At 33.5% G+C, this 19,176-nt stretch carries 20 protein-coding genes and 1 pseudogene; 4 read left to right on the top strand and 17 right to left on the bottom strand.

From position 1 onward, the window contains the following. Positions 1-20: 20 nt before the first annotated feature. The 4 genes from rluF to K8B81_RS05770 all read right to left on the bottom strand — a co-directional run bounded on the left by rluF (position 21) and on the right by K8B81_RS05770 (position 3,797). Entirely contained in the window at positions 21-833 is an 813-nt protein-coding gene (gene rluF, locus K8B81_RS05785; RefSeq protein ID WP_223679833.1) for a 23S rRNA pseudouridine(2604) synthase RluF, read from the bottom strand. Between the two features lie 176 nt (positions 834-1,009). After that, on the bottom strand, positions 1,010-1,864 hold the full coding sequence (locus tag K8B81_RS05780) for an alpha/beta fold hydrolase (protein ID WP_223679831.1): 855 nt from the start codon (positions 1,862-1,864) through the stop codon (positions 1,010-1,012). 55 nt (positions 1,865-1,919) lie between these two features. After that, positions 1,920-2,699: a zinc ribbon domain-containing protein gene (locus K8B81_RS05775; RefSeq protein WP_223679829.1), complete on the bottom strand. Its 780-nt coding sequence runs from the start codon at positions 2,697-2,699 to the stop codon at positions 1,920-1,922. A 3-nt stretch (positions 2,700-2,702) separates the two neighbouring features. After that, positions 2,703-3,797, bottom strand: coding sequence for a Nif3-like dinuclear metal center hexameric protein (locus tag K8B81_RS05770; protein WP_223679827.1), 1,095 nt, complete (start codon positions 3,795-3,797; stop codon positions 2,703-2,705). 167 nt (positions 3,798-3,964) lie between these two features. Between K8B81_RS05770 and K8B81_RS05765 the strand changes: the two genes are divergently transcribed. The 3 genes from K8B81_RS05765 to lpxK are packed head-to-tail and all read left to right on the top strand — an operon-like array spanning position 3,965 to position 5,485. Then, positions 3,965-4,213: a DUF2683 family protein gene (locus K8B81_RS05765; protein ID WP_223679820.1), complete on the top strand. Its 249-nt coding sequence runs from the start codon at positions 3,965-3,967 to the stop codon at positions 4,211-4,213. After that, the gene (locus K8B81_RS05760; RefSeq protein WP_223679818.1) at positions 4,189-4,470 is read left to right on the top strand and encodes a Txe/YoeB family addiction module toxin; all 282 of its coding nucleotides are present in this window, start codon (positions 4,189-4,191) and stop codon (positions 4,468-4,470) included. The genes K8B81_RS05765 and K8B81_RS05760 overlap by 25 nt, the downstream gene beginning before the upstream one ends. A gap of 4 nt (positions 4,471-4,474) precedes the next feature. After that, positions 4,475-5,485 carry a tetraacyldisaccharide 4'-kinase gene (gene lpxK, locus K8B81_RS05755; protein WP_223679816.1) on the top strand — a complete coding sequence of 337 codons (1,011 nt, stop codon included), beginning with the start codon at positions 4,475-4,477 and terminating at the stop codon, positions 5,483-5,485. A 15-nt stretch (positions 5,486-5,500) separates the two neighbouring features. Here lpxK and K8B81_RS05750 read toward each other — a convergent pair whose 3' ends face one another. The 3 genes from K8B81_RS05750 to lipA form a co-directional block, all read right to left on the bottom strand. Next, positions 5,501-7,378 (bottom strand): ATP-binding protein, encoded by a 1,878-nt coding sequence (locus K8B81_RS05750; protein ID WP_223679815.1) that lies wholly within the window; start codon positions 7,376-7,378, stop codon positions 5,501-5,503. Positions 7,379-7,403: 25 nt separating this feature from the next. After that, on the bottom strand, positions 7,404-8,402 hold the full coding sequence (gap, locus tag K8B81_RS05745) for a type I glyceraldehyde-3-phosphate dehydrogenase (RefSeq protein WP_223679813.1): 999 nt from the start codon (positions 8,400-8,402) through the stop codon (positions 7,404-7,406). A 61-nt stretch (positions 8,403-8,463) separates the two neighbouring features. Continuing rightward, entirely contained in the window at positions 8,464-9,330 is an 867-nt protein-coding gene (gene lipA / locus K8B81_RS05740) for a lipoyl synthase (protein WP_223679811.1), read from the bottom strand. Between the two features lie 240 nt (positions 9,331-9,570). Here lipA and K8B81_RS05735 point away from each other — a divergent pair, with 240 nt between their 5' ends. Then, the gene (locus K8B81_RS05735; protein ID WP_223679809.1) at positions 9,571-10,446 is read left to right on the top strand and encodes a M48 family metalloprotease; all 876 of its coding nucleotides are present in this window, start codon (positions 9,571-9,573) and stop codon (positions 10,444-10,446) included. Between the two features lie 61 nt (positions 10,447-10,507). Here K8B81_RS05735 and K8B81_RS05730 read toward each other — a convergent pair whose 3' ends face one another. The 10 genes and pseudogenes from K8B81_RS05730 to recF form a co-directional block, all read right to left on the bottom strand. Further along, a complete protein-coding gene (locus tag K8B81_RS05730) occupies positions 10,508-10,888 on the bottom strand; it encodes a PH domain-containing protein (RefSeq protein ID WP_223679785.1) in 381 nt (126 codons plus the stop codon). Positions 10,889-11,059: 171 nt separating this feature from the next. Next, positions 11,060-11,887, bottom strand: a complete 828-nt coding sequence (locus K8B81_RS05725; RefSeq protein WP_223679783.1) for an energy transducer TonB — start codon at positions 11,885-11,887, stop codon at positions 11,060-11,062. Between the two features lie 157 nt (positions 11,888-12,044). Then, positions 12,045-12,596 (bottom strand): RNA polymerase sigma factor, encoded by a 552-nt coding sequence (locus K8B81_RS05720; protein WP_223679781.1) that lies wholly within the window; start codon positions 12,594-12,596, stop codon positions 12,045-12,047. Beyond that, the gene (locus K8B81_RS05715) at positions 12,587-13,693 is read right to left on the bottom strand and encodes a glycosyltransferase (RefSeq protein ID WP_223679779.1); all 1,107 of its coding nucleotides are present in this window, start codon (positions 13,691-13,693) and stop codon (positions 12,587-12,589) included. Before K8B81_RS05715 ends, K8B81_RS05720 begins: the two co-directional genes overlap by 10 nt. Positions 13,694-13,775: 82 nt before the next feature. Beyond that, positions 13,776-14,390: pseudogene (locus K8B81_RS05710) on the bottom strand (FMN-binding negative transcriptional regulator). 7 nt (positions 14,391-14,397) lie between these two features. After that, the gene (locus K8B81_RS05705; protein WP_223679777.1) at positions 14,398-14,907 is read right to left on the bottom strand and encodes a hypothetical protein; all 510 of its coding nucleotides are present in this window, start codon (positions 14,905-14,907) and stop codon (positions 14,398-14,400) included. A 32-nt stretch (positions 14,908-14,939) separates the two neighbouring features. Then, on the bottom strand, positions 14,940-15,953 hold the full coding sequence (murB, locus tag K8B81_RS05700) for a UDP-N-acetylmuramate dehydrogenase (RefSeq protein WP_223679775.1): 1,014 nt from the start codon (positions 15,951-15,953) through the stop codon (positions 14,940-14,942). A 130-nt stretch (positions 15,954-16,083) separates the two neighbouring features. Beyond that, a complete protein-coding gene (locus tag K8B81_RS05695) occupies positions 16,084-17,133 on the bottom strand; it encodes a glycosyltransferase (RefSeq protein ID WP_223679767.1) in 1,050 nt (349 codons plus the stop codon). A 102-nt stretch (positions 17,134-17,235) separates the two neighbouring features. Then, positions 17,236-17,910 carry a DUF2461 domain-containing protein gene (locus K8B81_RS05690; RefSeq protein ID WP_223679765.1) on the bottom strand — a complete coding sequence of 225 codons (675 nt, stop codon included), beginning with the start codon at positions 17,908-17,910 and terminating at the stop codon, positions 17,236-17,238. Between the two features lie 53 nt (positions 17,911-17,963). Then, complete coding sequence (gene recF, locus K8B81_RS05685) at positions 17,964-19,043, bottom strand: DNA replication/repair protein RecF (protein WP_223679763.1); 1,080 nt, start codon at positions 19,041-19,043, stop codon at positions 17,964-17,966. Positions 19,044-19,176: the final 133 nt, after the last annotated feature.

Below are 19,176 nucleotides of genomic sequence, written 5' to 3'. Positions count from 1 at the left end.
TCGAGCCTTTTTACTGATATTTAATAATCGCCTCTTTTTTTAAAGCGGGGATCGTGTTTTGAAATAAATTCTGTTCTTCTTTTGGGAGCTTCCGGTTTAGGGAAACTTGCTTCTTCAGTTTTACTTGATGGTTCAATGAGCTGATTTAATTCTTTTATTTCAGCATCTGTTAAATCTCTGTAGCGGCCAACAGGAACATCCAGCGAAATATTGATAATCCTGATGCGTTTTAATGCTGTAACTTCATAACCTAAATACTCGGACATTCTTCGAATCTGACGGTTTAAACCTTGCGTCAGAATGATTTTAAAAGTGTATTTGCTAATTTGTTCTACTTTGCATTTTTTGGTAACCGTATCTAAAATCGGAACCCCATTGCCCATACGTTGAATAAAACGTTCCGTTATGGGTTTGTTTACGGTTACTGTATATTCTTTTTCGTGATTGTTTCGGGCACGTAAAATTTTGTTTACAATATCGCCGTCATTGGTCATGAAGATTAATCCTTCACTGGCTTTATCCAATCTTCCTATTGGAAAAATACGCTTTGGGTAATTGATAAAATCGACAATATTATTTCGGACTTCTAAATTGGTTGTGCATTCTATTCCAACAGGTTTGTTGAAAGCCAGGTAGATCATTTTTTCGTGTTTTTCAACGATTAATTTTCCATCTATGCGCACTTCGTCATCCGGTGAAACCTTGGTTCCCATTTCAGGTACTGCGCCATTTATGGTTACGCGGCCTTCTTCTATGAGTTTATCGGCTTCACGACGGGAGCAATAACCGGTTTCTCCAATAAATTTATTAAGACGTTTTAGATTTTCTTCCATGTTGCAAAAATACGGATTTTGAAAATTAGATAAAGATAAATGATACCCAAAAATTAAAATTGTTGCTCTTTAGCCCTATTGGAGCGGTATTGCCCGATTTTAAAAAGAAGACTTTTTTGCCGTAGTTTTTTATCGGGAATATAGCTGAAAGCTGGAAACGTAAGGGCAAAAGCCGATTATTTCGCTTCAAACAAAAAATCAATCACTTTTTGGTATAGTTCATCATCATGCATACCATGACCTAAACCTTTGGTTTCAATAAACTGACTGTTTTTCCAGTTGCTGGCGATTTTTTTTCCCTCTTCAAAAGCTACAACTTTATCTGCTCTGTCATGAGCGATTAAACCCGGGATATTAAATTGCGAAGCAAATTTTTGTCCGGAGAAATCTTCGAGTTTAAAATTGAAATGCGTTAAAAAACGATTTTCTAAAAGAGAAAACATTCTGTTATTTAAACTCAGCATCGATACATAATTGTCAATCAGTGTTTTTAAATCAGATGGAGCGCCAAGAATTACCATTTTATTGATGCTGGTGTTCGGAAATAAATACTGATGGTACACGCAGGCTGCTCCGCCAATAGAATGCCCAATGATAATATCCGGCTGGTATTTTTCTACCGTTTTATTGATGAATTCGGCATAAAGCGGAACATTAAATTCCTTACCGCTGCTTTGTCCGTGTGCCGGGGCATCAAGGGCTATAATGGTGCTTCCTGATTTTTGAAGGTGTGGAAGTGTTTTTTTCCAGCGTGAGCCATTGCTTTCCCATCCATGAACCAGAAGTATTTTGGTCTCGTTTCCTTTCCAGATATAAGTTTGAAAATGGTGTCCGTTATGATGAAAAGTTTCTGATTCCGTATTCTTTAGAATTTTAGGCAGTTTTTCTTTCAACAGTCTTCCGTCTCTTGGCTGACTGAAAAGTGCATATGAAAGTTCGACAGCTTTTTGCGGACGGATGTAACTAAGAAAGTTGATGTATTGTCCAACCGATTTTAATGTAATAAAACGAATTCCTTTTTTAAGTCCCAAGACCATTAAATTTTATGGTAAAAAAAAGTCCCGATGTTGATCGGGACAATTTTATTTAGATTTTAGCGAACAATTGTTCCATTTTTTCTCTCTCTTCGTCAGCAAGTGCGCTGTCAACTAAGATTCTTCCTGAATGCTCATCAGTTATGATTTTCTTTCTTGAAGCAATTTCTACCTGAGTCTGTGGCGGAATTGTAAAGAATGATCCTGCAGAAGCTCCTCTTTCGATAGATACTACAGCTAAACCATTACGGACACTGCTTCTGATTCTGTTGTAAGCAGCCAATAATCTTTCTTCGATTTGGGCAGCATACTCAGCAGATTTCTCAGTTAAGAAGATTTCTTCTTTTTGAGTCTCAGCCATAATAGCATCTAACTCAGATTTTTTATGTTTTAAGTGTGAACTTTTAGCTTCTAATTTTTCTTTTAGATTTGAAATAACTTCTTTCTTATGTTCGATAGAAGCTTTCATTTCTTTTATTTGTTTTTCGGCCAATTGAATTTCTAATTCCTGAAATTCAACTTCTTTTGTCAAAGAATTAAATTCTCTGTTATTACGAACTGATTCTTGTTGTTTTGTGTACTTTTTAATTACTTCTTTGTGCTCTTCAATTGCATTTTTCTTTGCTTTGATTTGCTCTTCAACCACTTCAAGTTCACCTTTTAGTTTCTCTGAACGAGTGCTCAGACCCGCAACTTCATCTTCTAAATCTTCAACTTCTAATGGAAGTTCCCCTCTTACGTTTCTGATTTCGTCAATTCTCGAGTCAATAAGCTGTAAATCGTATATTGCTCTTAACTTGTCCTCAACACTTAATTCTTTCGTATTCGTCATATTCTATAAGTACTTAACTGGATTTGTATTTTCTTCTGATAAAATGATGGCAAAATTAAGGATTTTTTTTCTAAGATAATCAACAATATAATTTTTTGTATAGCGTTCGCTCTCAAAATGACCAATATCCGCTAAAAGTAATTTGTTTTCTGCTTCATAAAACTGATGGTATTTTAAATCGGCTGTCAAAAAAGTATTTGCCCCGGCCTGGATTGCATTTTTTATGGCAAAGCTTCCCGAGCCTCCCAAAACGGCAACTTTCTTTATTTTTTTTCCTGTAAAGGCTGAGTGGCGAATTCCATTGGCAATCATTTTATCTTTTACAAAGTGAAGAAAATCCTTTTCATCCATTTCAGATTCCAGTTCACCAATCATTCCCAAGCCGATATTTTGATGCGAATTCTGTAAATCATAAATTTCATAGGCTACTTCTTCGTAAATATGATTGGCAAAAAGGGCTTTTAAGATTCCGGACTGCAAATGTTTTTCAAAAATAACTTCAATTTTTATTTCGGTCCCGGTATGTAATTTTCCTTTTTCTCCAATTACAGGATTGCTGTCTTCATTTCCCTGAAACGTAAAAAAACCTTCAGAATTGAAGCTGCAGTTGTCATAATTTCCAATTGTCCCGGCACCGGCTTCAAACAATGCATTCCTAACTTTATCTGAATTATCAGGAGTGGTGTAAGTAACTAATTTTTGAATGAAATTCTGCTTCGGAATCAAAACCTTTGTATTCGCTAAGCCCAAAGCATCACAAAATATTTTGTTTACCCCCTGCGAATGATTGTCTAAAGCGGTATGAACAGCATAAATGGCGATGTCATTTCTGATTGCTTTTAAAATGGCACGTTCGACATAGTTTTTGCCTGTGATTTTTTTGATTCCGGAGAATAATATCGGATGAAAACAAACCACCAGATTACAGTTTTTGGCAATAGCTTCTTCGATTACAGTTTCTAAAGCATCGTGACAGACTAAAACTCCGGTGCTTTCGGTTTCTGAATTTCCGACTAAAAGACCAACGTTGTCAAAATCTTCGGCGTAGGCCAATGGTGCCATTTGTTCGAGAACATCTGTTATGTTTTTAATTTTCATTTTGAATTTTGTTTCAGGTTTAAAGTTTCAGTTTTTTAATTAAAACTTCAAACAAATTAACGAATAAACTTTAAAATTTTTATTGTTGTTATACAAAAAAGGAATATGAGTAATACAATATTACTGGTATTACTTTTTTGTATATTTGTATTTCTAAATCAAACGAGATGACTACTGTAACAATAAAAATTAACGAACGTACTAAAGCAGGAAAAGCTTTTATGGCTATTTTGTCTGAAGCTTTTGTTAAAGGTTCTGATGGAGTAGAGATTATAGAAACGGATTCAAAAAAACTTATAAAAAAAAACAGCCCCTATAATCCTGAATTTGTGAAAATGGTTTTAGAATCAGCGAAAAGAGGTGATTATACTGATGTTGATCCAAAAGATATATGGGGAAGTTTGGGCTTAAAATAGAAAAATTAGCTGAAGTGCATTTAAAGAAACATTTTAAAGCAGGTAATCAGGCTAGTATTAAAAAAATCGCTCAAATATTAGAAGAACTTAGTGAAACTCCTTATGAAGGCGTTGGAAAACCGGAAGCATTAAAATATGGGTTAAGTGGTTTTTGGTCGAGAGAAATAAACTCTAAAGACAGAATTATATATAAAGTGCAGGAGGATATTGTAACCGTTTTTGTAATTTCCGCAATGGGTCATTATTCTGATAAATAACTTTATGAACTTACTTCGAAAAATATTTTTCCCGTTTGCCATTTTATACGGATTTATTACTTCAATCCGTAATTTTCTTTTTGATAAAGGAATCCTGAAATCAACCTCATTCAATGTTCCTGTTATAGCAGTTGGTAATTTAAGTGTTGGAGGAACTGGTAAAACTCCTCAGATTGAATACCTAATCCGATTATTGTCTAATCAATACAAAGTGGCTGCTTTAAGCCGTGGCTACAAAAGAAAATCGGAAGGTTTTGTTTTGGCCAATTCAACTTCCAATGCTGAAATTTTAGGTGACGAGCCTTTTCAGTTTTACCAAAAATTTCCAAATATTCAGGTTGCGGTTGATGCCAACCGGACTAACGGAATTACACAATTACTTTCACAGAAAATAAAACCGGAGATAATTTTATTGGATGATGCTTATCAGCACCGAAAAGTAAAAGCGGGATTTTATATTTTATTGACCGCTTTTGGAGATTTGTACGCAGATGATTTTATGCTGCCAACTGGAAATTTGCGTGAGAGCAGGAGTGGAGCCAGGAGGGCCAATATTGTTGTCGTTACAAAGTGTCCTAAAAACCTGTCTGATGAAAAGCAGGAAGAAATCCGTTTAAAATTAAAGTTAAATTGCTCACAACAACTTTATTTTACTTTTATAGATTATGATGATGCAATTTATAATAAGGAAGAGAAAATTGCTATAAACGAAATAAAATCAGAATCAAAAGTGCTTTTAGCCGGAATTGCAAAACCGAAACCATTTTTTGATTTTCTAAAAACCGAAAATGATGAATGTTTGACTTTTCCTGATCATCATCACTTTTCTGCAGCAGATTTGAATGAAATTCAGAATAAGGCTCAAGGCAAAAAAATCATTACAACTGAAAAAGATTACGTTCGGTTGAAAGATGTCCGGATGATTTCGAAATTGTATTATTTGCCTATGAAAAGTACTTTTATCAATCATCAGCAAAATTTTGACGCTGCTATTTTGAATTATGTTAAAAACTAATTTCAGAATTAGAAATTAATCGAAAAATTGAGCAATAGTATTGTAAAAGATATCAGGCACAAAAGGTTTTGTAATCACATCATTCATTCCAAAAGATAAAAGCTGTTCCCTGTTTTCGTCTAGTGAAATGGCGGTAAGGGCAATGATTGGGGTTTTTTTGTCGAATTCCCGGATTAACTGAGTAGCTGTTGTACCATTTATACCTGGCAAGTGGACATCCATTAAAATTAAATCAAAACTTTTTGTTTTTAATAATTCGATTGCTTCCTCTCCATTATCAAGTATTTCACAACATATAGATTTGTTTTCGAGCATTTTTCTGGTGATCATCTGATTGATTTTATTGTCTTCAATCAATAAAATGAGTTTGTTTTTTAACTGGTCATCATTGTAATGTTTGATCTCCTGAATTTTTTCTGATGGGCTTTTGCTGATATCAAAGTTTAATTTGAAATTAAATGTAGAACCTTTGCCCACTTCACTTTCTAAATGAATTTTGCCTCCTAAAAGGTGAATGAGTTTTTTTACAATAGTAAGACCTAAGCCTGTTCCGCCGTATTTGCGATTAACTTCTACAGAACCTTGTGAAAAACTTTCAAAAACTTTTTTCTGCTTGTCTTTTGGAATTCCGATTCCGGTATCCGTTATTTCAAAATAAACCGTCGCTTTTTCATTTTCCAGTGCATGTAGTTTAGCAATAACTATGACTTGTCCGTTTTGAGTAAACTTTAATGCATTGTTGATTAAATTCAGGATAATCTGTGAAAGCTTTGTTGTGTCGCCAATTAAATTATCCGGAATGGCATCGTCTATTTTCAGTAAGAAGTCATTGTTATTTGCAGCAGCTAACTCTTTTAGCGAATTCTGAATATTATTAAGTAAAGCCTTTAAGTCAAAGCTAATTTTTTCTATTTCAATTTTACTTGAATCAATTTTGTTGATTTCAAGTATTTCATTGATAAATGTAGTGAGGTAATTTCCGGAGAATTTTAACGAATCTAAATATTTTAATTGGGATTCTTTGGGATTTTCTTCAAGTAATAAATGTGCAATACCATTAATTGCATTTAATGGGGTTCGAAGTTCATGGCTTACTGTAGATAAAAACTCAGATCTGGCTTTTGAAGCTTCTTCGGCTTTATTTTTTGCCAGAATAAGTTCTTTGTTCTTTTCTCTTAAAAGTAAATTATTCTGGTTTCTGATAACGTTGTTTTTGTAAAGAGCAAGACTCAGCAAGGATAAAATAGAAATAAGCGCAATTGCCAGAATACTGATTAATTTGGAGTATCTGTATGTTTTAATCTGTGCTTTTTCTTCATTTATTCTTCTTTCTTCATTTAAAAGGTGAACTTCATTGATTTTTTTATATTTATCAGAATTGGATTTACTATTTTTTAATTTTAGAATATTCTGTTCAATCTGATAATGTTCGTTTAGATAGCTATAAGCACGTTCGAATTCCTTTTTGTTTTTATAATATTGGCTTATTGCTAATATAATACTGGCTTTTTGTTTTAAGTTTTGAGTTTTTGCATTTAAATCCAGAGCTTTATTAAAGTAGAAAATAGCCGAATCACTTTTCTTTAATTGCGTTTCTAGTAATCCAAGTTGATAATAGGATTCTGATTTGATTGCTAAAGTTTTGGTGTTTTCTGAACGCCGGATTATTTCTTTTAGTGTTTTGGAAGCTAAATCGTATTTTTTTAACGATTTGAAAGACATCGCTTTCTGGAAATTCAAATATTCATAAGAATTCCTGTAATTCGATTTGTCGGCGGCTTTTTTAGCTGAGCCCTGCAATATGTCATCATGAAAAATGGTATCTGTATTCGGTTTTATTTGCGAATACAAAAGGGTGGAAAAAAAACTGATAAAAATAAAAAGGTATTTCATAATGCAATACTTTTTATATGGAATCTTATGTTTTTTTCATCAGTAAAATTAAATCGATAAGCCTTGATGAATAACCTATCTCATTATCATACCAGCCAACCACTTTTACCATTTTATCAATGACAGAAGTTAATTGGGAGTCGAATAAGCATGAATTTGTATTGCCTATTACATCTACTGATACGATTGGATCTTCTGTGTAATCTAATATATTTTTTAAATATGTTTTTGATGCATTTTGAAAAGCATCATTAATTTCTTCAATAGTAACGGCACGTTTTACATTGAACGTAATGTCTGTTAAAGAGCCGTCGGGTACCGGGACACGGATGCCGCAGCCCCCGATTTTTTGATGCAGGTCAGGGAAGATTTTTGTAAGTGCCTTAGCTGCTCCTGTTGTAGTAGGAACAATCGACTGACTGGCTCCTCTTGCTCTCCTTAAATCTTTATGCGGCTGATCGTGCAAACTCTGATCGGTTGTGTAAGAGTGAATTGTTGTAATGTAAGCTTGTTCAATGCCGCACAAATCATCAATTATTTTAATCATTGGGGCAGCATTGTTTGTCGTACAGCTCGCATTCGAAACAATTTTTTCACTTCCGTCCAAAATCCCTTCATTTACTCCTAAAACAACAGTTTTTATAATATCTACTTCAGACGGAGCAGAAAGAATTACTCTTTTAGCTCCTGCTTCAATATGTGCATTTAACTCTTCGTGGGTTTTATATTTTCCCGTTGATTCAATTACAAAATCAATATTATGACTTTTCCAGTCTAAATTTGAAATCTTATTTTCATGAAAGAATAAATAATGTTTTTGATCCACGATTATGCTTTTTTCATCGTGAGATACTGTAAAAGGCAAAACGCCATGAATACTGTCATATTTTACCAAATGCGACATCGTTTTATTATCTGCAATATCATTGATTGCAACAACTTCAATTTCAGGATGGTTTATAAGTAATCGAAATAAATTTCTGCCGATTCTTCCAAAACCATTTATAGCAATTCTAGTTTTCAAATTTTATTCTGTGATTTGTTTAGTCGGTCAAAATAAATTAGGCATTAACCGGATAAACTTTTTACAATATATGTTTTTGTGCTTTATAAGAGGATCGAACAAGAGGACCGCTCTCTACATGGCGGAATCCCAGTTCAAGTCCAAATTTTTCATATCTGGCAAATTGTTCAGGAGTAATAAACTCTTTTACAGGTAAATGTTTTTTGCTTGGCTGTAAATATTGGCCAATAGTTACGACATCAACATTTGCATCGCGTAAATCAGTCATGGTTTGAAAAACTTCTTCTTCTGTTTCACCAAGACCTAACATAATTCCTGATTTTGTTCTGTTGATTCCCTTTTCTTTTAAGTAGCGTAAAACTTCTAAACTACGGTCATATTTGGCCTGAATACGTACTTCGCGGGTCAAACGTCTTACTGTTTCCATGTTGTGGGAAACCACCTCAGGATTTGCTTCTACAATTCGGTCCAGATTTCTTTCAATTCCCTGGAAATCCGGAATTAAAGTTTCAAGGGTTGTGTTTGGGTTCATGCGGCGAATTGCTTTTACGGTTTCAATCCAGATAATAGAACCGCCATCTTTTAAATCATCCCTGTCCACACTTGTGATTACAGCATGTTTAATGTTCATTATTTTGATAGAGCGTGCCACTTTTTCAGGTTCGTCCCAGTCTACTGTTTCCGGTCTTCCTGTTTTTACACCACAAAAACCGCAAGAACGTGTACAAACATTTCCTAAAATCATAAAAGTTGCTGTTCCTTCACCCCAGCATTCTCCCATGTTAGGACAGCTTCCTGAAGTACAGATCGTATTTAAGCTATATTTATCTACCAAACCACGAAGTTCAGTGTATTTTTGACCAATCGGAAGTTTTACTTTTAACCATTTAGGTTTTCCGGCAGGTATATTTTCGACAACAGTTTCCATACATTAAAATTGAAAGTACAAATATACGTAAAGTTGTATAAGTAAGTGATGTGACTAATTGTTATGTCATCGATTTTATTGGTTAATTATCGGTAATTTGTTAATTTTATGGGATATATTAAGGTTTAATTTTAATAATGTAATGTATTTGTGATTGTTTAACGGTTAAAAGAAATAAATATAAACTATTTTATATTTTTAGTTCTAAGTATATTTGCTCTGTAATTAAATTAAAAAGAGATGAAAAATAAATTTATAGTTTTAGGGATTCTATTCGCTTCTTTGAGCTTTACAAAAGTACAGGCGCAGATTAATTTTGGTGAAAAAGCAATAGGGGCAGTTCAAAAAGGAGTGGCTAGTTTTAGTCTGACAAATGCAGATGCGGCTAAATTATCTAAAGAGGCTGTAGATAAATTAGATGCTGAAAATGAAGTTGCAGGGCCAAATGATCCATATACGCTAAGATTGAACAGGCTTTTTGGAAAACATACTTCTGGTGAAGGTTATACTTTGAACTATAAAGTGTATAAACTAAAAGAAGTAAATGCATTTGCAACAGCAGACGGAAGTGTACGTGTGTATTCCGGGCTAATGGATATTATGGATGATAATGAACTGCTGGCTGTAATTGGTCATGAAATTGGTCACGTTGCCAATAATGATTCAAGAGATGCTATGCGTGCAGCTTATCAGAAAGAAGCCTTGATTGATGGGGTTTCTTCACAGTCTGCGACAATTTCAAGCATTACGGATAGTCAGTTGGGTAAAATTGGAAGCGCTATGATTGATAGCAAACATAGTCGTAAACAAGAAGCTGAAGCGGATCTGTTTGCCTATAATTTTATGAAAAAGAATGGTTACAATGTTAATGCTGAAGAATCTGCTTTCAGGATTTTAGCAAAAATGAGCGAGGGTAAAGAAGCATCATTTTTAGAAAAAATGATGAGTTCACATCCGGATTCAAAACAGAGAGCCGAAGATGCTAAAAAGAGAGCTGAAAAAGATGGTGTTTATAAAGCGTATGTCCAGCAAAAAATAGACAATACAGCGCCAGTTAAAAAAACAACAACGACTAAAAAAACGACGACAAAGAAAACAATTACTAAAAAGAAATAATCGTTTTTTGATTAAAAAGAAACCCGACAGTTTGAAATTTGTCGGGTTTTTTATTTGAGGATTAACCTAAAACGTGATGTGCCAATACTTTTTGAACATCATATACATTTACCGATTTATTGAATTGTTTCACAATACTCGGCTGTTGTTCACTTGAAACCCAGATTTTTAATTCAGCGTCAAGTTCAAAAGTTCCGGCGGTTTCAACGCTAAATCGTGTAATGCTTTTGTACGAAATAGATTTGTATTCAGTTTTGCTGCCTGTTAAGCCTTGTACGTCAACTAAAATTAATCTTTTATTAGTGAATATAAAAGTATCTCTGATGAGTTTGAAACCCATTTCGATTTCTTCGTTATCGGTTAAAAGCTGTCCGTATTTTTTAATTAAATCTTCCTGGCTTACTGAACCTGCATTGCCAAGGATAGCTGAAAATATTCCCATTTTTTAGTTTTTAATGTTATACAACTAATATGTTTTTTAAACAGTCGTAAAAGTAATTAAATATAAAGGAATGTTTTTTACAATTAAGAAATTAAGTTTAATTGTATTCTATTTCTTATGATAAAAATTGCACAAAAAAAGCAGAAACTAAATTCTGCTTTTTATCGGTTGTTATTCCATTTCTGTTTTTATTGTGATCGGAAGATTATATGCAGTTCGCACCGGTTTTCCTTCCAATATTCCCGGAGTCCATTTTGTTTTTAATGATTTTAGAACACGTATAGCTTCTTTTCCTAATCCGTAACCTGGATCATTTTTTACTGTGATGTCAGTCATTGAACCGTCTTTTTCGATAACAAAAGAAACATATACTCTCAATGTTCTTTCAGCGTCCAGTTCAGGTTTGTTGAAGTTGTTTCCAACGTAAGTATAGAACTTAGCCATTCCGCCCGGGAATTCCGGCATTTTGTCTAAAATGGCTGTACTTACAACTGAATTTCCGTCACCAATTGCCTTAGTTGCTTCTCCTTCCGTTCCATTACCGCCGGTTGTTGGTAATGCATTGACTACAGTTCCTGTTCCGGCAGAAGTGTTATCTACTGTAGAAGCATTATTTGTGTTTGGTGCGATAACTTCTGGTGTTGCTTCATGAGTTGGTGCTACAACAGGGTTTGCTAATTGAACTTCGGTTGATGCCGGAGCGCTTTCCTGCATAGGTGGAGCAATTGGTTCTTCTGTTTTTGGTATTACTACCTTATCTAAATCTATTGGTGTAATTGGACAAGATATTATTGTTGGCTCAATAATTTCATGTGGTTTCAATTTACCAATCAGCATGGAAAGACTCCCTATGGTTGCTATTAACAACAAAGCCATAAATAATGCTGAAACAGTTGTTTTGGTATTCTCCTGACGTAATTGGTACGCGCCGTACTCTTTGTTTTTGTTCTCGAAAACAAGATCAGTCCATTTGGTTTCGTAAAGGCTTAATTTAGACATAGTAATTAGATTTAAAAGGTTAAGTAACATTAAATCATAAGCATGACAGGTTTTTAGTTTGACTAATAACGAAAACAAAGAACGTTTGGTATGTGAAATATGGGATTTTTTAAGAATAAAAATATTGATATCTTATTGTTTTATTAAAGATAATGAATTATCTATTACGTTCGATAATTTCTGCCAATAATTTTTTAGCCCGAAGTAATTTTACTTTTACATTGCTTAAAGGCTCATTTATTTTGAGTGCAATCTCCTGATATGTCATTTCCTGAAAATATCGTAACTGAATGACTTCCTGATAATGAGGTTTTAATTCTTTGATGCACAAAAGCAAACGGGATAAATTTTGCTCCTTAATTAATGCATCCTCGGCAGATGGGGTAGGGTCGGCTATGTTGTATGCCTGCTGATTTTCATTGTCAGTGATTTCTATAAAAAGACTGGATTTCTTTTTGCGAAGTAAATCAATGTAAACATTTTTTGCAATACTGATTAGCCAGGTGTTGAATTGAAATTCGGGATTATAACTTGCGATTTTGTCGAAAGCTTTTGAAAAAGTTTCAATAGTAATATCTTCGGCAACAGTTTCATTTTCTGTACGTTTGAGCATAAAACCGTACACTTCATTCCAATAAAAATCTAATAAAAAAGTAAAGGCGATCTGATCGCCTTCTTTTGCTTTTTCTATTTTAGAATTTATTTCCAATTTACTGGTTTTGAAAAAAGATTAGTTATAAAGATATTAATTTGCGTGAATACAAGCACAATTTCAACAATAGGAAACCAAACTTTTAAGTCATTCTCTTTTAATTTTCCGGCTGAAAATCCAATTACAATCCATGCTATCGTGTATCGGGTTGCCAATAATGCCAATACAGCAATCCATTGGAATTGGAAAGCCAATAAAATAATAACTAATAAAAAGAATAATAATTGTGAACTGTAAAAAAGACCTAATTGCATTTTGTCAAAAAACTTATAATGATTTGCTGTAGCGACATGTCTTCTTTTTTGGGTAAACCATTCTTTATAGGTTTCTTTTGCTTTAGAATAAGTGAAACTTTCAGGACTATATGCAATGGTAGTGTTTGCTTTGTTTGCTGCCTGGTTTACAAATAAATCATCATCACCGGAACGAATCTGGATGTGATCTATAAATCCATTTACATTAAAAAACTCTTCTTTTTTATAGGCTAAATTTCTTCCTACTCCCATATATGGAAGTCCTGCTTTTGCCCATGAAAAATATTGCATTGCCGTAAGAACTGTCTCAAAACGAATAATTTTATTCAATAAAGAGCGCTCTGTTTTTTCATAACCGCCATACCCTAAAACAATAGTTTTGTTCATTGTGAATTGCGAACTCATAGCAGTAATCCAATCTTTTGAATTTGGATAGCAATCAGCGTCTGTAAACAATAAGTAGTCTTTTGTTGAGGCTTTGATACCTAATGTTAAAGCATATTTTTTATTTCCCCAAAAAGCTTCGTTATTTTTTACTTTTACTAATCGGATGTTTGAATATTTTTCTTCAAATTCTTCAAAAACTTCTAGCGTCTCGTCACTTGAAGCATCATCAATTAAGACAATTTCAAAATCAGGATAATTCTGTTCTGCTAAAAGCGGAATGTATTTTTTTACATTTTCTTCTTCGTTTTTTGCACAGACAATTACAGAAACCGGAAGTTTTTTGGGTGTAATAGTTTGAGGTTTACCGAAAGCGAACTTTCCAAAAATCCCTAAGTAGTAGAAAATTTGTATGAATACAACAGCAATAAAGAAGTAAAGTAAAAATATAAGCATATGGTTTTATGGTCTTTTAATTTCTGAATCTTGCGAATGCAAATGTACTTATGAATTCCTAATTTTCAATGGTAAAACCAATTTACTTTCGGCATTTTGACATTTCTTTTGCAACGGCAATAGACTGAGCGTTTTTAGTTTTCTCTAATTCTGAAATGATGTTTTTATAATTAAAATCATCGCGGTTCTGAGAAAGTTTTTTGGCAGCCTGAATTTCTTCAATTTCTATTTCAAATCCAAAGATTCCTTTGGCTTCACGCATTGTTTTGGCAGATAAATCTTCAACCCGAACCGGATTTTCCGAATTCATTTCGTATTTATCAACCAGCTTTTTCAATTGTTCTACAGCAGTTTCATAATCTACAATCTTAATTTTTCCATAAACATGAACGGCTATATAATTCCATGTTGGTACATTTTCATGATCGTACCAGGAAGAAGAAATATAAGAATGCGGGCCGGTAAATACGGCCAAAACCTGATCGTTTTCTGCAAAGCCTTCTGCCTGCGGGTTTGGTTTTTAAATGTGTCCCTGCAGGATTTCTTTTCCTTCAGAATTGAATTCCAATTCTATCGGAATATGAGTTGCACATAACTTTCCTTTAGTTTGATTGATCAGGATTCCGAAACTGTTTTCCTTTAAAAAAGCCCTGATTTCTTCCTGATTTTCATTTTTGTAGATCTGTGGTGTGTACATTTTATAACTAGCTTTTACTACTATTTTTTTTAAAATTAAATAAATTTCGATAACCACTTACATATAAAATTACGGAACCAATAAAAGTGAATATAATTCCTTCAATAAAAAATTGGATTGCAAGATCATCAGATAAAGTTACTGTGAAAGGATGGAACACATCGGATAGAATTCCTCTTCTGAAAAATTTAAGTCTTAGAACGATATATAGGCATAATGCGACTATAATATTATTCAGTGCCGAAAGTTTATTTTTCCAATTTATATAAGAAATCAGACAGATTCCTAGTAACATGCCTAGGAATATCCACACATAAATGCTTGACCAAAAATCAAAAATATCTGCTTCAGCAGGAAATAAAGGGTCGTGACCTCGTGTTTGTGAGCTTTTAAAGTGTTTTCTGATATAAATGATTTTTTCTGCTGCTGTATAAAATCTAAGCTGCAGAACACCGTTGATTAAAAATATTATTCCTATGAATTGGATAAGAATAATTTTGAAATTTAGTTTTTTCATTTATAAGACTGAAAATAATTGAGATAGCCGTATTAGATAATATTTACTTCCGCCTCAATCTGAATTCCAAATTTTTCAAAAACGGTTTTCTGAACTTCTTTAGATAATGCTAAAATTTCCTGTCCGGTTGCATTTCCATAATTTACTAAAACCAAAGCCTGGTTTTTATGAACTCCGGCATCACCAAAACGTTTTCCTTTTAAACCAGAATGTTCAATAAGCCATCCAGCTGGAACTTTTACTTCAGTTTCAGAAATTTCATAGTATTTCATCTCAGGAAACTTTTGGTGAATTTTTTCAAAATCGGACTTCAGTAAAATCGGATTTTTAAAGAAACTGCCACTGTTTCCTAAATCTTTCGGATCGGGTAATTTACTTTTTCTGATGGCAATTACAGCGTTGCTTACATCTTTTAATGTAGGTTCTGTAATGTTGTTTTTTGATAATTCAGCCAAAATATCCCCGTATGAAGTGTTGATTTTATGATTACGCTTCGTCAGTTTAAAAATAACAGAAGTAATGATATATTGGTCTTTTACTTCGTTTTTAAAAATACTTTCGCGGTAGCCAAAATTACATTCGGCATTATTAAAAGTTTTTATTTCCTGAGTAGCAATATTCATGGCGTTGCAGGAAACAAAAGTATCTTTGATCTCGGCTCCGTACGCGCCAATATTCTGAACTGGAGTTGTACCGACATTTCCAGGAATAAGTGACATGTTTTCTAAACCTCCAAAGTTATGGTCGATTGTATAAAGAACGAAATCGTGCCAGACTTCACCCGCCTGACTTTCTACCCATACAAAATCATCATCTTCTTTAATTACTTCTTTTCCTTTTAAATCAATATGAATAACCAATGCATCAATGTCTTTGGTTAAAAGCATATTGCTTCCGCCTCCCAAAATAAACTTTTTTTCGTTTTTATTTTCTTCTAAAATTGTTTTTAATTCGGCATTTGAGTGAACTGCAACGAATTGTTTAGCCTTGGCTTCAATGCCAAAAGTATTGTAGTTTTTTAAAGAAAAATTGGATTGGATTTCCATATGTAAAAGGCTTTTTAATCTGAATTCAAAAGTATGAATTATAAGTTTTGATTTAACCGCAACGACACAAAGTTTGTACAAAGTTCACAAAGCGTTGTATTTATAGCCTAAACCCTTGCGAACTTTGCGGTTAAATATTTTGCAAGTTTAATAACTCATGATATTTCTCCGCGATAACCTTCATATTAATATCATAATTCGCATTCTCTTCCACAAACTTTCTATTTCTAATAATCGCCTGATTTCGCAATTCAGGATTTTCAAAAGACCAGATTAATTCTGCTGCCAGCATTTCAATATTATCAATTTCAATGAGCTGTCCATTTTTGCGATGTGTAATCCAGCTTTGATTTCCTGGAATGTCTGAAACAACAGGGAAGCAATTAGAAGCCATTGCCTCAAACAAAGAAGCAGAAACACCTTCCGTAATGGGCATGCTGATATAGATATTGGATTGCTGTAATAATTTTGGAAGTTCGGTATTCGGAATTCTTCCTGTAAAAACCACTTTATTTTCGATTTTTAAATCTTTCGCTAAATCTTTTAAAAATTGCAGTCTTGTTCCGTCGCCCACAATAGTCAGCGAAAAATCAATTCCTTTTTGGTTCAAAATTCCAAAAGCTTTTAAAATCGAATCATGTCGATATTCCGGTTGAAGCGAACGCGTTACAATCGCTTCAATTTTGTTCGAATTATTGGTTGAAGGAGTAAAAAGCGATAAATCAATTCCTTTAGGAAGAATTAAAACTTTGCTCATATCAACACCAGTTGCTTTCATGTGAACTGCCATCACTGGCCCCCAGGCGTGAATTAAATTCGCTTTTTTGAAAGCATATTTCTGAATGAATTTTTTATAAGGATACAATTTAGATTCTTCAGGCCATAAATCGGTTCGTCCTTGCTGGGCAATGGCAATGGTTTTAGAGCCTGATAATGCAGCAAGAAAACCATAACTGGTCGTTCTTTCGGCAATTACCATATCCGGTTTTTCTTTTCGGATGATTTTTCGAATTGAAAGAGGAGAGAATAAATATTCAAGAATACGTTTGAATCTGGAACTGTTTGGTGTTTGAAGTTCCCAGGTAATGATTTCAAAATCACCAAATTCTTTCAGGCCTTTCATCCATGTGATAGCATCAGCGCGATATGATTCACCAAGAAAAAGTATTTTTCTTTTCATTTATAAAAGTTTTTCCGCCACTCCCGATAGCTATCGGGATCACGAATTTATATTGAGTAATATTATTTGTATTGATTCGTGTATTTGTGGCGATTTATCTTTTTATTCCTCAGTTTCTAATGCACGATTGATAAATTCGTTTAGAGGCTTCAAAGCAATTAGTTTTTTACTCATTTTTGAAACGAAATCTTTCTGGGTTACTTCAGAGATATCGTATTTTTGAGTTGCCGTAAAACTTTTCAGTTTTAGAAATTCAATTGCCGGATGATCTTTTTCATAACCTCGAGGCATGCTTTTCAGAGAGTTGTTTTCATTTATGTCTAAACTCCTGAACTCTTTTTTGAAGTTTTTATCATTTAGGATTTCCTGTAAATCATCATAGAAAAAGGCAATTTCTTTGCGGACTTTTTTCAAATCTTCTACTTCAGGTGAATAAAATCCGCCAGCGATAAAACTCGCTCCTTTTTCGATATGGACATAATATCCGGAACGATTAGCGCCTTTTGCACCAGCTGACATCCAAACGCCTAAATGGGCTTTATAAGGAGATTTGTCTTTAGAAAATCGAATATCGCGATTGATTCTGAAAGTACAGTTTTTAACTTCTAATAATTCTAATGAAGGATCAAGAGGTTTCATTGCATCCAGAAAATCACTTACCAGTTGATGATAGTCTTTTTTGAAGATTTCATAACGTTTTTTGTTGTCCTGAAACCAGTCTCTGTTATTGTTCTTTTTTAAATCGTCTAAAAATTGCAATGATTCTTTTGTGAGCATAATCTAATTTTTTTTATTGCAGTTGTTTTTTAACTTCTGAATTATTTATAAAATTACAAATTAAATATCTTATAACTCTGATGTGTAGATTTTACAATTGTTTCGGTTCTTTCCGGATGTGTATCCGAAATAAAAAGCTGCCCAAAAGTTTCGCTGTTTACCATTTCGATAATTTTAGAAACACGGGTTTCATCGAGTTTGTCAAAAATATCGTCAAAAAGTAAAATAGGTTTTACACCGCTTTGTTTCTTCAAAAATTCAAATTGAGCCAGTTTTAAGGCAATCAAAAATGATTTCTGCTGACCTTGTGAACCGAATTTTTTTATGGGATGCGAATCAATTTCAAAAGACAAATCATCTTTATGAATTCCGACAGTTGTATAATGTAAGGCACGATCTTTATTGATGTTTTCTTGTAAAAGCGTCAATAAGTTTTTTTCGGATAAATGACTTTCGTAAACTAATTGTACTGATTCTTCAGAACCTGTAATGACTTGATGGTGTACATTAAATATAGGTATAAATTGTTCCAGAAAATCTTTTCGCTTTTCAAAAATCGATTTTCCGTATTCGTTCAGCTGCTCATTATATATAGATAAGGTATCATTGTCAAAAGTATGGTTCAGTGCAAAATATTTCAAAAGCGCATTTCGCTGTACAATTACTTTCTGATACTGAATAAGCTGATGCAGATACGTGGAGTCTAATTGAGAAATCACGCTATCCATAAATTTACGGCGCGTTTCGCTTCCTTCCACAATTAAATCACGGTCTGCTGGCGAAATAATGACTAACGGAATAAATCCGATATGATCTGAAAATTTATCGTAAGCCTTGCCGTTTCTTTTTAAAACCTTTTTTTGTCCTTTTTTTAAACTGCAGACAATTTGCTCCGTTCTGTCATTCTTTTCCAATTCGGCGTCAATTACAAAAAACTCTTCTCCGTGTTTTATGTTTTGAACGGCAAGGGGATTGAAATAGCTTTTTCCGTAAGCCAAATGGTAAATGGCATCAAGCACATTGGTTTTGCCAATACCGTTTTTGCCGACAAAACAATTGATTTTATGGTCAAAATCGAAACTGATTTCGGAGAAATTTTTATAATTGAATAAGGAAATCTTGTTTAAATGCATTTTTTAGGCACCTTAATAGGTAAAATATGATGTTTAGAAACAGCAAATATTTAAGGGTGCAAATTATCGAAAATTATCGATATATTAGGCTTTTAGTGCGTTTTGGAATGAATTATTTTAGTGTCAATATGAA

Origin of the sequence: Flavobacterium hibisci (genome assembly GCF_020026925.1) — a bacterium.
Classification (GTDB): domain Bacteria; phylum Bacteroidota; class Bacteroidia; order Flavobacteriales; family Flavobacteriaceae; genus Flavobacterium; species Flavobacterium hibisci.
This window is presented reverse-complemented; position numbering and strand designations above follow the sequence as displayed.

Coding starts and splice junctions, on each gene's coding strand:
- K8B81_RS05760 (WP_223679818.1), top strand. CDS start 4,189: ATGGGGAAGTTTGGGCTTAAAATAGAAAAATTAGCTGAAGTGCATTTA.
- K8B81_RS05715 (WP_223679779.1), bottom strand. CDS start 13,693: ATGCTTATATTTTTACTTTACTTCTTTATTGCTGTTGTATTCATACAA.
- K8B81_RS05750 (WP_223679815.1), bottom strand. CDS start 7,378: ATGAAATACCTTTTTATTTTTATCAGTTTTTTTTCCACCCTTTTGTAT.
- K8B81_RS05695 (WP_223679767.1), bottom strand. CDS start 17,133: ATGAAAAGAAAAATACTTTTTCTTGGTGAATCATATCGCGCTGATGCT.
- K8B81_RS05775 (WP_223679829.1), bottom strand. CDS start 2,699: ATGACGAATACGAAAGAATTAAGTGTTGAGGACAAGTTAAGAGCAATA.
- K8B81_RS05730 (WP_223679785.1), bottom strand. CDS start 10,888: ATGGGAATATTTTCAGCTATCCTTGGCAATGCAGGTTCAGTAAGCCAG.
- K8B81_RS05770 (WP_223679827.1), bottom strand. CDS start 3,797: ATGAAAATTAAAAACATAACAGATGTTCTCGAACAAATGGCACCATTG.
- lipA (WP_223679811.1), bottom strand. CDS start 9,330: ATGGAAACTGTTGTCGAAAATATACCTGCCGGAAAACCTAAATGGTTA.
- rluF (WP_223679833.1), bottom strand. CDS start 833: ATGGAAGAAAATCTAAAACGTCTTAATAAATTTATTGGAGAAACCGGT.
- K8B81_RS05705 (WP_223679777.1), bottom strand. CDS start 14,907: ATGAAAAAACTAAATTTCAAAATTATTCTTATCCAATTCATAGGAATA.
- K8B81_RS05765 (WP_223679820.1), top strand. CDS start 3,965: ATGACTACTGTAACAATAAAAATTAACGAACGTACTAAAGCAGGAAAA.
- murB (WP_223679775.1), bottom strand. CDS start 15,953: ATGGAAATCCAATCCAATTTTTCTTTAAAAAACTACAATACTTTTGGC.
- recF (WP_223679763.1), bottom strand. CDS start 19,043: ATGCATTTAAACAAGATTTCCTTATTCAATTATAAAAATTTCTCCGAA.
- K8B81_RS05725 (WP_223679783.1), bottom strand. CDS start 11,887: ATGTCTAAATTAAGCCTTTACGAAACCAAATGGACTGATCTTGTTTTC.
- lpxK (WP_223679816.1), top strand. CDS start 4,475: ATGAACTTACTTCGAAAAATATTTTTCCCGTTTGCCATTTTATACGGA.
- K8B81_RS05690 (WP_223679765.1), bottom strand. CDS start 17,910: ATGCTCACAAAAGAATCATTGCAATTTTTAGACGATTTAAAAAAGAAC.
- K8B81_RS05735 (WP_223679809.1), top strand. CDS start 9,571: ATGAAAAATAAATTTATAGTTTTAGGGATTCTATTCGCTTCTTTGAGC.